Origin of the sequence: Mitsuaria sp. CC2, from assembly GCF_048957715.1 — a bacterium.
Classification (GTDB): Bacteria; Pseudomonadota; Gammaproteobacteria; order Burkholderiales; family Burkholderiaceae_C; genus Roseateles.
Genome location: NZ_JARVXN010000005.1, coordinates 285,669 through 298,959, shown reverse-complemented (window position 1 = coordinate 298,959; position 13,291 = coordinate 285,669). Strand labels below are relative to the sequence as shown.

Sequence of the window (13,291 nt, the reverse complement as noted above, 5' to 3'; positions counted from 1 at the left end):
CCGCGCATCACGCCCGTCGCTTCGGCCCCTCGCCGCCTGACGCAGGCCGGCCGGGACCGCCCCTCCCCCTGCAGACCGCCACCATGACCGACCTCACCAAACCCAACTCCCTCGATCAAGCCACCTTCAGCGCGCTGGCCGCGGTCCAGATCCAGCAGCTATCGACGTCCGCGCTCAACGGCCTCGACAAGACGCATTGCCAATGGCTGACAGCCGCACAGATCGCCGCGATGACGCCACAGCAGATCGCCGCCCTGGCCCACCCGGACTGGTTGACGCCGGCGGCAGTCAGCGGCCTCACCGCCGCTCAGATTCCTCAACTCAAGGATGCCTGGTGGTACTGCTCGCCGGCGTGGTTCAACGCCCTGACGCCCGAGGCCGTCGCGGCGCTGCCGGTGAGCGCGATCCAGGAAATGTCGTCGACCGCGAGGCAAGGACTGTCCGCGTCAACGATCCACGCCATGACGGTCCAGCAGGTCGCGGCCATCCCGCACCCCGACCAGCTGTCCCCGGCGGTGGTGAGCGGCCTCACCGCCCCGCAAGTGGCCGCCATCGGCGTCTCGTGGGGCTGGATGTCGGCGGACTGGCTCAATGCCCTCACCCCCGCCGCCTTCGCCGGCGTCCCGCCCGCCGGCATCGCGCAGCTGTCGGATGCCGCGGTCAAGGGACTCGGCGCGGCGGCCGTGGGCGCCATGACGTCGCAGCAGGCGGCCGCGCTCGCCCATCCCGAGATGCTGTCGCCAAACGCCGTCGCCGCGTTCACGCCGGCCGCCATCGCGGCGATCGCGCCTCAGGCGTGGAGCAAGGTGTCGCCGGCATGGCTGAACGCGCTCGCGCCCGCCGCCTTCGCCGCCATCCCGGCCGCGGGAATCGCCAACCTGAATGCCGCGGACATCCGCAGCCTGCCGGACGCGACTTTCCAATCAATGACGGCCGCCCAGTTCGCGGCCATCGCCGACACCGACTGGGTGCCCCTGTCGGCCGTCGGCAAGTTGCTGCCGGAGCAGCTGCGTCTTGCCACGGATTGGGACTCCGCCAGTGCGCGCTGGCTCAATGCCCTTTCGCCCGAAGCCTTCGCCGCCATCCCTCCGGCCGGCATCAACCAGATGTCGCTGGCCGCCCTGCAGGGGCTGGACGCCACGCGACGCGCCATCGCGCTCAAGAGCGCGGACGAGATCCACTCGGGCTACATCGATATGGCGTCCCAGGATGCCTCGGTCAACTACGACAGCGTGCTGGCGAACCTGCAGCTGATGTGCATGAACATCGGCGCCGACGGTATGACCGCCTCGCAGTTCGATGCCTTCAACAACACACTCGCCGCTTCCCGGAGCGTGACAGGAGATCCGAGCTACGTGTCGTCGCTGATGAGCAACATGCTCCGCGACGGCGTGCAGGCGACGATGAGCGCGGACGCTTTCAGGCAGTCCGTCGACAAGTGGTTCCTGGGCACAAACAGTGCCGTCGCCGACAGCTACGTCGACCTCTCCGACCAGCCGCTGTTCGTCGGCTCCATCCAGCAGGCCACCAACCATCTGGCACAGGGCGGACTCGGAGACTGCTGGCTGATTTCCTCGCTGGAAGACATCGCGGCGGATTCGCCGGAGCGCCTCAATGGCCTGATCAGTTCGAACGGCAACGGCACCTACGCTGTCAAGTTCTTCAACGGCGGCACCCAGCCTGTGTTCGTCACGGTTGACGGCAAGGTCGCCGGATACGGCGCCGGCACAGGTGCCGGCGCCTGGGGGAGACTGGTCGAGGAAGCGTACGTGGCGGCGTGCGCCAACGGCCTGTTGCAGGGGAACGGCTACGCCACGCCGTGGGCCAATCAGACCGCGGAACTGGATGGCGGAGTCTCGGGCTATGCCTTGAGATCCATCGCAGGCGGCCACGACTACGCAAACTTCGACACCGGCGCCGAAGCCTGGGACGCCGTCAAGGCGGCCTTCGACAGCGGATGCGCCTTGGTGAGCTACGGGTCGAGCAACAAGGTCTCCACCGGGAGCGACGGCAAGACCAACCTGGTGGGCGGTCACGCGTTCTCCGTCATCGGTATTGACGAGGCCAACCACAAGTTCATCTTCCGCAACCCCTGGAGCCCCGATCTCGTGTTCGAGCTTTCGCCGGCGGAACTGGATGCCATCGCCGGCAGCGGGGAGTTCACCGTCCTCTCGACCCCGGCGGAGTACGGCAGCGCCGCCGCGCATTTCTCCGGCACCGACTGGTCCCAGGTGAGCGCCGACTGGATCAACGCCCAGGCGCCGGCCATGATCGCCGCCATCACGCCACAGGCACTGGGCCAACTGTCCGCGGCCGCGATCCAGGGCTTGAGCGCATCAACCCTGCACCTCTGGAGCACGCAACAACTGCAGTCGCTGTCGCATCCGGACCAGCTCTCCGCAACAGCGATCGCCGGTCTGTCGAAGGACCAGTTGTCGGCAGTAGGAACCGGGTGGGTGAACGCGCTGTCGGCCCAGGCCATTGCTGCCCTCCCGGTGGCATGGATCGCATCGCTCTCCAAGTCCCAGTATCAGGAGCTCAGCGCGGCCTTGGTGGGCGCACTGACACCGCAGCAGATTGCCGCGATGGCACATCCCGACTGGCTGAGTCCGGTCGGAGCGGCCGGACGGCCGACTGGTTCAACGCGCTGACGCCGCAAGCCGTCGCCGCCCTTCCGGTCGATGCCATCAAGAACATGTCCTCCGCCGCGGTCCAGGGCCTGGCCGCCTCGACCCTCCACGCGATGACGCCGCAGCAGATCGGCGCCTTCGCCCACCCGGACAAGCTGTCCGCCGCCGCTTTCGGCGGACTGACCGCGGCGCAGGTGCCGTCCGTCGCCGTGTCCTGGTACTGGATGTCGGCCGACCAGCTCAACGCCCTGTCGCCCGAGGCGTTCGCCGCCATCTCCGCCGCCGGCATCAACCAGATGACGAAAACCTCCCTGCAAGGCCTGGACGCGATTCATCGCGACATCGCCCTGCGGTCCGCCGACGCCACACACGCCGGCTACATCAAGACGGCGCCCGCGGCAACCACGGACTGGAGTCAGGTCTCCGCCGCCGGCATGAATGCGCTGTCGGCAGCGGGACTGGCTGCCGTGGATCCCGCCGACCTGCAGCGGCTGGCCGCCTCGACGGTCCAGGGCCTGAGCGCTGCCACCGTGGCCGCGCTCAGCCCGCAGCAGATCGCCGCGCTGCCACATCCTGAGCTGCTCTCGGTGGCCGCCTGCGCCGCCCTGAGCGCGACCCAGGTCCCGGCCATCACCGCCGCCTGGGGCCTGATGTCGGCTGACCAGCTCAATGCCCTGTCACCCCAGGCCTTCGCCGCCATTGCCGCCTCGGGCGTCAACCAGATGAGCAAGGAGTCCCTCCAAGGCCTGGACAAGACGCATCACGACCTGGCACTGAAGCTCGCAGATGCCGCCCACGCGGCCATCCTCAATCCCCCTCCGGTCGCCCCGCCGACGGACTGGTCCACGATCTCCGCGGCCGGCATGAACACGCTGACCGGGCAAGCACTGGCGGCCATCGTCCCGTCCGACATGCAGAAGCTGCCCGTGGCCACGGTCCAGGGACTGAGCGCCGCCACCGTGGCCGCGCTCAGCCCGCAGCAGATCGCAGCGATCCCTCATCCCGAGCAGCTGTCCGTGGCCGCCTTCGGCGCGCTGACCGCGTCGCAGGTGCCGGCCATCGCCGCCTCCTGGGACCAGATGTCGGCCGCGCAGATCAACGCGATGTCGCCGCAGGCCATCGCCGCGCTGCCGGCCCAGGGCATCAAGGACATCGAGTGGTCGGCTGCCGAGAAGGGCCTCTCCGCCTCGACCGTGCACGCCATGACGCCGCAGCAGATCGCCGCCATGGAACATCCGGACTGGCTGTCCGCCGATGCCTTCAGCGGACTCACCGCGGCCCAGGTGCCGGCCGTCTCCATCTCGTGGGGCTGGATGTCCGCCGCGCAGTTCAACGCCCTGCCCGCCGACGCCCTCGCCGCCGTACCGCTCCAGGGCATCCGGGACATGACGAAGGCCACGTACGCCGGCTTGTCGGCGTCGGCCGTCCAGGCCCTGACCACGCAACAGGTCGCGGCCATGGCGCATCCCGACTGGCTCGCGCCGGCCGCCTTCGGCGCGCTCACTGCCACGCAGACGCCCGCCATTGCCATCTCGTGGCGCTGGATGTCGGCTGACCAGCTGAATGCCCTGCCCGCCGCGTCCTTCGCTGCCATCCCCACCGCCGGCATCAATCAGATGACGAAAGCGTCCCTGCAGGGACTCGATGCGGCACACCACGACCTCGCGTTGCAGCGCGCCGACGCGGCGCACGCCGGTTACCTCACGCCCGCGCCCGCTCCGGCGGTGACGGGCAGCGCCGCGCCGCTCGTCCAGGCCATGGCGAGCTTCAACGTCCCTCCGGCGGTGACGACCACCGTCCACGGGACCACCAGCGCAAACGCCCCGTTCACGCTCGTCAAGACGCACTGACGCCGCCTTTCGCCGCGGGCGCCGATACCGGCCCGCGGCGTTCCTCCACTCCCAGCCGGTCGTCACGACGACCGGCCGCCGCGAGCCCACCATGGACACGACGATCACGGACATCGCCCCAGACGTTCCCAAGCCCGACACCGGCCTTCACTGCCTGCTGGCGATCGCCTCGCTGCACGGCGTCGCGGCCGACGAGGCCCAGTTGCGCCATCGATACGGAAACGACCCGTTCAATCGGCAGACGCTGCTGCTGGCCGCCCAATCGCTCGGGCTGAAGGCGAAGGCGGTACGTCAGGCGCCGGACCGCCTGCGGCAGGCGCCGCTGCCCGCGATCGCCAAGGACAAGCGCACGGGCGACTACCTGGTCGTTGCGCAGTACCGCCAGCAGGAAGGGCAGCCGCCGCAGCTGCTGATCCAGTATCCCGGCCAGGCACCGAGGATCCTGTCGGTCGAGGACTTCCTCGCACGCTGGACCGGCACGCTGATCTATTTCGCGAGCAAGGCGAGCTTCGCCGGCGACATGGCGAAGTTCGACTTCACCTGGTTCATCCCGGCCATCGTCCGTTACCGCCGCATCCTGACCGAGATCCTGGCGATCTCGCTGGTGATCCAGCTCATCGGCCTGGTCACGCCGATGTTCTTCCAGGTCGTCATGGACAAGGTCCTTGTCAACCACGCGATGCGCACGCTGGACGTGGTGGCGGTCGGACTGATCGCGGCCACGGTCTTCGAGGTGGTGCTCACCGGCATCCGCTCCTGGGTCTTCTCCCACACCAGCAACAAGCTCGACGTCGAACTGGGCGCACGCCTGTTCCGGCATCTGGTCGCGCTGCCTCTGGCCTACTTCCAGGCGCGTCGCGTGGGCGATTCGGTGGCCCGCATCCGCGAGCTCGAGAACATCCGCTCCTTCCTCACCGGCAACGCGTTGACGCTGGTGCTGGACCTGGTGTTCTCGGTGATCTTCTTCGGCGTGATGCTGTGGTACAGCCCGACGCTGACGCTGATCGTCGCGCTGTCGATCCCGTTGTACCTCGTCCTGTCGGTGGCCGTGACGCCGGTGATGCGCGCGCGCCTGGACGTCAAGTTCAACAAGGGATCGGAAAACCAGTCCTTCCTCGTCGAAACCATCAGCGGCATCGACACGGTGAAGGCGATGGCCGTTGAACCGCGCTGGATCCAGAAGTGGGAACAGCAGCTGGCCGGCTACGTCACCGCGGGCCAGTCGGTCAACAACGTCGCCACCATCGCCAGCAGCGGCGTGACCTTGATCAGCAAGCTGGTGAGCGCCGCCATCATGTGGGCCGGCGCCATGTTGGTCATCGACCGCAAGCTGAGCGTGGGCGAACTGGTCGCCTTCAACATGCTCGCGGGCCAGGTCTCCAGCCCGATCCTGCGGCTGGCCCAACTCTGGAACGACTTCCAGCAGGTGGGCATCTCGGTGGCGCGCCTGGGCGATGTGCTGAATGCGCAGCCGGAGATCGCCGGCGCCAAGACCCGGCTGCCGCGGCTGCAGGGGGCGATCGAGTTCGACAACGTCGCCTTCCGCTACAAACCCGACGCGCCGGATGTGCTGCGCGGCGTCAGTCTCCGGGTCGAGCCAGGCCAGGTCATCGGCATCGTCGGCCGCTCCGGCTCGGGCAAGAGCACCCTGACCCGGCTCGTGCAGCGCCTGTACGTCCCCAACCGCGGACGCGTGCTGATCGACGGCCAGGACATCTCGGTCGTCGACACCGCCTCGCTGCGGCGCCAGGTCGGCGTCGTGCTGCAGGACAACGTGCTGTTCAACCGATCGATCCGCGAGAACATCGCCCTGATCGATCCCACGCTGCCCATCGAGGCGGTCATCCGCGCCGCCAAGCTGGCCGGCGCCCACGACTTCATCTGCGGACTGCCCGACGGCTACGACACCATGGTCGGAGAGCACGGCACCGGCCTGTCCGGCGGACAGCGCCAGCGCATCGCCATCGCCCGAGCACTCATCGGCAACCCGCGCGTGCTGATCTTCGACGAGGCGACCAGCGCGCTGGATTACGAGTCCGAAAAGATCATCCAGGACAACATGCGCGCCATCTGCGAGGGCCGCACCGTCCTGATCATCGCCCACCGCCTGTCGGCGGTCCGGGACGCCGACCGCATCGTGGTGATGGAGCGCGGCGAGATCGCCGAGTTCGGCACCCATCAGGACCTGCTGGCGGACCCGAAGGGCATCTACACCCACCTGAATGCGCTGCAGCACGGCGCCCGCGAGGTGACCGCATGAACGCGCTCCATCGAGCCCAGGCCGCCGCCGACCTGATCGGCCGCTACGTCACCGTCGTCCGGGAAGCCTGGCGACACGAGGCCGCCGACAAGACCCCGCGTCGGACGGCGCGCGAGGCCGAGTTCCTGCCCGCTGCGCTCGCCCTGCAGGCCAGCCCGGTGTCCCCTGCCGGGCGCTGGGTGGCCCGCATCCTGATGCTGATCGTCGTGTCGACGCTGGCGTGGTCCTTCTTCAGCCGCGTCGACATCGTGACCGTCGGCCAGGGCAAGGTCGCCGTCACCGGCGAGAGCAAGACGATCTCCTCGACGCAGGTCGCCAGCGTCCGCGTCCTTCACGTGACCGAGAACCAGCAGGTACGCGCCGGACAACTGCTGATCGAGCTGGACAACCGGGAAGTCGACAGCGAGCTGGAAAAGGCCGAAGGCGAGCGCCAGGCCGCCGCCGTGCAGGTGGCCGTCCAGACCGCGCTGATCGACGCGCTGAACACGGGCCGCGCGCCGCGTCTGCCCGCGCTGGCCGAGTTGTCCGCGCAACGCCGGCAGGAGGCTGAGCAGTCCCTGTCCAGCGCCTGGAACGACTACGCCGCCCGCCGCGACCACCTGACGACGGATATCGCGCGGTTCACCGGCGCCCTGCCGATCGCGGTCGACCGGGAACGCGAGTACGCGGAACTGGCCCGGACGCGGGACGTGGCGCAGGACGCCTTCCTGCAGAGGAAGATGACCCGCATCGAGCTGGAAGGCCAGCTTTCCCAGGCCCGCAGCCAGTTGCGCGAGCTGACCGCCACGACCCGCAAGCAGGCGGACGATCGCCTGGCCGAGGCCGCCCGCGTCACGCAGGCGTCGCGCCAGGACGTGGTCAAGGCCGCCGCGCGCCAATCGCTGCTGCAGCTGCGCTCGCCGGTCGACGGCACCGTCCAGCAGTTGACGACGCACACGGTCGGCGCGGCGATTCCGGCGGCCCAACCGCTGATGCAGATCGTGCCGCTGAACAGCCGCGTGCAGTTCGAGGCCTTCATCGAAAATCGCGATGTCGGTTTCGTGCGCGAGGGCCAGGAAGTCGCCGTGAAGATCGACGCCTTCGACTACACGCGCTACGGCACGGTTCCCGGCCGGGTCGACCACGTCTCGCGCGACGCGCTGCAGGACGAGAAACGCGGACCGATCTACGCCGTCACCGTGACGCTCGATCAGACCGCCCTCGATGTCGAAGGCCGACGCATGCCGATCGGCCCGGGCATGTCCGGCACCGTGGACATCCGCACCGGCACGCGACGCGTCATCGACTACCTCCTGTCGCCGCTGATCCAGCACCAGCGCGAGAGCCTGCGCGAGCGTTGAAAGCCCCGCACGATTTCCCCGCCCGGCTCCCCCCGTTCACTTCCCTGCCACGGCCCTCCATCATCATGACCGACCTCACCAAGCCCAACGCCCTGAGTGCAGCCGCATTCGGCGCACTGACCGCGGAACAGATCCAGCAGATCCCGACCGCGTCGCTCGCCTCGCTCGATCAGTCGCACTACCAATACCTGACGAGCGGTCAGGTGGCCGCGATGTCCGCAGCGCAGATCACCGCGTTGAAGCATCCCGAATGGCTGGCCCCTGCCGCCGTCGGCGGACTCACCGCGCAGCAGGTGTCCGCGATCGCTCCGGCGGCGTGGAGCAAGATGTCGTCGGCCTGGATGAACGGCTTGTCGACCAGCGCGTTCTCCGCCGTGCCCGCCGCAGCGATCGGCTCGCTCGGCGCGGCGGTCGTCCGCGGCCTGTCCGATGCCGACTTCCAGGCCATGACGGCAGCCCAGTTCGCCGCCATCGCGGACAACGACTGGATCCCGCTGTCGGCGGTCGGCAAGCTGCGTCCGGAACAGCTGCAGACCACCACCGACTGGGACTCCACCAGTGCCCGCTGGCTCAACGCGCTGTCGCCCGAGGCCTTTGCCGCGATCCCCGCCGCCGGCATCAACCAGATGTCGCTGGCCGCGCTGCAAGGCCTGGACGCCACGCGCCGCGCGATCGCGCTCAAGAGCGCGGATGAAATGCATGCCGGTTACATCGACATGGCCTCCAAGGACGCGTCGGTCAACTACGACAGCGTGCTGTCCAAGCTTCAGCTGATGTGTTCGAACATCGGTTCCGACGGTCTGAGCGCCGCGCAGTTCGACGCCTTCAACAATACGCTCGCCTCGGCCAAGGGCGCTGCCGGCAATCAGACCTATGTGTCGTCCCTGATGGGCAGCATGGGCGTCCAGGTGAACATGAGCGCGGACTCGTTCAACCAGGCCGTGTGCAAGTGGTTCCTGGGCACCAACAACCCGACCGCCAACGGATACGCCGATGTGACCGACAGTCCGCTGTTCAACGGTTCCGTCCAGCAGGCCGCGGTCGGCGTGGCGCAGGGCCAGCTCGGTGACTGCTGGCTGATCTCCTCGCTGGAGGCCCTTGCCGCCACCGCACCGGAGCGGCTCAACGGCCTGATCAGTTCGAATGGCAACGGCACCTATGCCGTCAAGTTCTACGACGGCAGCGCCGACAAGCCGGTCTTCGTCACCGTCGACGGCAAGGTGGCCAACTACGGCGCAAGCACCGCCGCCGGCGGCTGGGCGCGGCTGATCGAGGACGCGTTCGTGGAAGCCAGCGCCAGCGGGCTGCTGCAGGGCGACGGCTACAAAAACTGGAACAACGACATCGGGCAGCTCGACGGCGGCATCTCGGCCTGGGCCATGAAGACGCTGACCGGCGGCAGCAGCAAGAGCTTCTCCTCCGGCACGTCGGGATGGGAAGCGGTCAAGGCCGCGCTCGAGGACGGTTCGGGCATCGTGACCTATGCGTCCTACGGCAAATCCTCCAAGGGTGCGGACGGCTCGACGCAGATGGTGAGCGGACACGCCTTCGCGATCACCGGCATCGACGAGGTCAATCACAAGTACATCTTCCGGAACCCCTGGGGATCGAACTACGTCTTCGAGATCTCGCCGGAAGAACTCGACGCCATCAGCGGCAACGGTGAGTTCGTGGTGATGGAATCGCCGATCGAATACGGCAGCGCCTTCGCGCACTTCGCCGCCACCGACTGGTCCACGGTGAGCGCGGACTGGATCAACAGCCAGTCGGCGGCCATGATCGCGGCCATCTCGCCGACGGCGTTGAAGCAACTGTGCGGCTCGACCGTCAACGGTCTGAGCGCGGCGACCCTGCAGATCATGAGCTCGCAACAGCTGCTGGCGCTGCCGCATCTCGATCAGTTGTCCGCGTCCGCGGTCGCCGGACTGCTCGCCGCGCAGACGAAGGTCCTCAGCGCGGACTGGTACAACGGCCTGTCGGCCGCGGCCATCGCCGCCCTGCCCGTCGCGGGCATCGGGACCCTGCCGCAGGCCGTCCTCCAGGGACTCGGCGCCGCCGCGGTCGGTGCGATGACGACGCAGCAGATCGCCGCGATCGCGCATCCGGACTGGCTGAGCCCGGCCGGCGCGGCCGGCCTCACCGCCGCCCAGATCCCCGTCCTGAATACGTCCTGGAGCTACCAGTCCGCCGACTGGTTCAACGCGCTGTCGCCGCAGGCGGTCGCCGCCCTGCCGGTGAAGGCCGTGCAGAACATGTCCTCGGCCGCCTTCCAGGGTCTCTCCGCCTCGACCATCCACGCGATGACGCCACAGCTGGTTGCCGCATTCGCCCACCCAGACAAGTTGTCCGTCGCCGCGTTCGGCGGACTGACGGCGGCGCAGGTTCCGTCCATCGCCGTCTCGTGGTACTGGATGTCGGCCGCGCAACTCAACGCCCTGTCTCCGGAAGCGTTCGGCGCCGTTCCCGCTGCCGGCATCAACCAGATGACCAAGGCCTCCCTCCAGGGGCTGGATGCGATCCATCGCGACATCGCGCTGCGGTCCGCCGACGCCACGCACGCGGGCTACATCAAGACGGCGCCCGCCGCGGTGACGGACTGGACCCAGGTCACCGCCGCAGGCATGAACGCGCTGTCGGCGCAGGCGCTGGCCGCCATCGCGCCGGCCGACCTGCAGAAGCTCCCCGCGTCGACGATCCAGGGCCTCAGCACTGCCACCGTGGCCGCGCTCAGCCCGCAGCAGATCGCCGCGCTCCCGCATCCCGAGCAACTGTCCATCGCCGCCTTCGGCGCGCTGACCGCCGCGCAGGTCTCCGCCATCACCGCCGCCTGGGGACGGATGTCGGCCGGTCAACTCAACGCCATGACGCCGGACGCCTTCGGCGCCATCGCCGCCGCGGGCATCAACCAGATGTCGAAGGAGGCGCTCCAGGGGCTGGACAAGGTCCATCACGACCTGGCCCTGAAGCTCGCCGACGCCGCTCATGCGGCGATCCTCGATCCGACGCCCGCCAAGCCGGCGGTGGACTGGAGCACGATCACCGCGTCCGACGTCAATGCGCTGTCGCCGAAGGCCCTGGCCGCCGTGGCGCCGGCCGACCTGCAGAAGCTCCCCGCCTCGACGATCCAGGGCCTGAGCGCCGCCACCGTGGCCGCGCTCAGCCCTCAGCAGATCGCGGCGATCCCGCATCCGGAGCAACTGTCCGTCGCCGCCTTCGGCGCGCTGAACGCGGCGCAGGTCCCGGCCATCGCCGGCTCGTGGGGCGCGATGTCGGCCGCGCAGATCAACGCGATGACGCCGCAGGCCATCGCCGCGCTGCCGGCTCAGGGCATCAAGGACATCGAGTGGTCGGCCGCCGAGCAGGGCCTCTCCGCTTCGACCCTCCACGCCATGACGACGCAGCAGATCGCCGCCATGGAGCATCCCGACTGGCTGTCGGCGAACGCCTTCTCCGGCATGACCGCGGCGCAGGTGTCGGCGGTCTCCATCTCCTGGGGATGGATGTCCGCCGACCAGATCAACGCGATGACGCCGCAGGCCATCGCCGCGCTGCCGGCTCAGGGCATCAAGGACATCGAGTGGTCGGCCGCCGAGCAGGGCCTCTCCGCTTCGACCCTCCACGCCATGACGACGCAGCAGATCGCCGCCATGGAGCATCCCGACTGGCTGACCGCAGAAGCCTTCAGCGGACTGACCGCAGCACAGGTGCCGTCCGTCGCCATCTCCTGGGGCTGGATGTCGGCCGATCAGCTCAACGCCCTGCCCGCCTCGGCCTTCGCCGCCATCCCGGCCGCCGGCATCAACCAGATGACGAAGGAGGCGCTTCAAGGGCTTGATACGACGCGTCACGACCTTGCCCGGAAACTCGCCGACGGTGCACACGCCGCCATGCTCGACCCGACGCCCCCCGTCACCCCCACGGACTGGAGCCGGATGACGGCCGCCGACGTGAACGCGCTCTCGCCGGCGGCGCTGTCCTCCGTCAAACCCGCGGATCTGAGCAAGCTGCCCGCGGCGACCGTCAAGGGGCTGAGCGCGGACACCCTCCGCGCCATGAACGGGAAACAGGTGGCCCACCTGCCTGCCATCGAGACGCTCTCCGCCAGCGCGGTCGCCGCGCTGCGGCCGCACCAGGCGCTCAAGATCGCCGCGACAAGCAACTGGTCCAAGGTCGATGCGAAGTGGCTCAACGCGTTGTCGTCCGGTGCATTCGCGGGACTTCCGGCCAGCGCGATCAACCACCTGTCGAGCGGTTCGCTGCAAGGGCTTGACGCGGTGCACCGGTCGATCGCGCTGAAGAGCGCCGACGCGAAGCACGCGGGCTACCTCACGCCGGTCGCCGCGTCGACGAGCAGCGTCGCGCCGTTGGTCCAAGCCCTGGCAAGCTTCAACGTGCCTGCGGCGGTGACGACCCTGTCCCACGGGAACTCGAGCGCCAACTCGACGTTCACGCTGGCCAAGTCGCACTGACGCAAAAGCCGATGCGTCGCCGTGCGCGGGCCGATCCGGGGCCTGCGCACGGCGCGGCTACACTGGTCCGAACGCATTGGCTGGATTCCAGGCCCATTGCGCCTTCCCAACGCGCCGCTCGCGGTGCTTTCTGAAGACGCCCGACTCATGCCCTTCATTCCTCCGGTGACCAAGGCCTTCATGCTCATCTGCGTGGGCCTGTTCTGTCTCCCGTTCATCTACGCCCCCTTCGGCCAGATGAATTTCATGATGGCGCTGTGGCCGTTGAACTCCGGCAGATTCGAGTTCTGGCAACCCATCAGCTACGCCTTCCTGCACGGCAGCTTCGCGCACCTGTTCTTCAACATGTTCGGCCTCTGGATGTTCGGCTCCGAACTGGAGACGATCTGGGGCGGCAAGCGCTACGCGCAGCTGCTGGTGGCCAGCGCGCTGACCGCCGCGGTGGCGCAGCTGGTGTTCACGCTGCTGATGGGCTCGTTCGCGCCCACGGTGGGCGCCTCCGGCGCGCTGTTCGGGCTGCTGCTGTCGTACGGGCTGCTGTTCCCGGACCGGGTCATCATGCCGCTGTTCCCGCCCATCCCGATGAAGGCCAAGTACTTCGTCGCCATCTTCGGCGCGCTCGAACTCTTCCTGGGCATCAGCGGCGGCAGCGGCATCGCCCACTTCGCCCACCTGGGCGGCATGCTGGGCGCCTGGCTGATGATCAACTACTGGCGCGGCAGCCGCCGTCGCTGAGCGGTCC

6 protein-coding genes are annotated in these 13,291 nt (G+C 68.7%); all 6 read left to right on the top strand.

The annotated features are described in order from the left end of the window. Window positions 1-83 precede the first annotated feature (83 nt). The 6 genes from PV762_RS03855 (at window position 84) to PV762_RS03830 (ending at window position 13,284) form a co-directional block, all read left to right on the top strand. Window positions 84-2,651 carry a C2 family cysteine protease gene (locus PV762_RS03855; protein ID WP_421033688.1) on the top strand — a complete coding sequence of 856 codons (2,568 nt, stop codon included), beginning with the start codon at window positions 84-86 and terminating at the stop codon, window positions 2,649-2,651. 44 nt (window positions 2,652-2,695) lie between these two features. After that, on the top strand, window positions 2,696-4,480 hold the full coding sequence (locus PV762_RS03850; RefSeq protein WP_421033687.1) for a hypothetical protein: 1,785 nt from the start codon (window positions 2,696-2,698) through the stop codon (window positions 4,478-4,480). A 91-nt stretch (window positions 4,481-4,571) separates the two neighbouring features. Continuing rightward, window positions 4,572-6,740: a type I secretion system permease/ATPase gene (locus PV762_RS03845; protein ID WP_421033686.1), complete on the top strand. Its 2,169-nt coding sequence runs from the start codon at window positions 4,572-4,574 to the stop codon at window positions 6,738-6,740. After that, a complete protein-coding gene (locus tag PV762_RS03840) occupies window positions 6,737-8,080 on the top strand; it encodes an HlyD family type I secretion periplasmic adaptor subunit (RefSeq protein WP_421033685.1) in 1,344 nt (447 codons plus the stop codon). The genes PV762_RS03845 and PV762_RS03840 overlap by 4 nt, the downstream gene beginning before the upstream one ends. A gap of 65 nt (window positions 8,081-8,145) precedes the next feature. Then, the gene (locus PV762_RS03835; protein WP_421033684.1) at window positions 8,146-12,549 is read left to right on the top strand and encodes a C2 family cysteine protease; all 4,404 of its coding nucleotides are present in this window, start codon (window positions 8,146-8,148) and stop codon (window positions 12,547-12,549) included. Window positions 12,550-12,696: 147 nt separating this feature from the next. Beyond that, window positions 12,697-13,284: a rhomboid family intramembrane serine protease gene (locus PV762_RS03830; protein WP_421033683.1), complete on the top strand. Its 588-nt coding sequence runs from the start codon at window positions 12,697-12,699 to the stop codon at window positions 13,282-13,284. The last annotated feature ends 7 nt before the right edge of the window (window positions 13,285-13,291 follow it).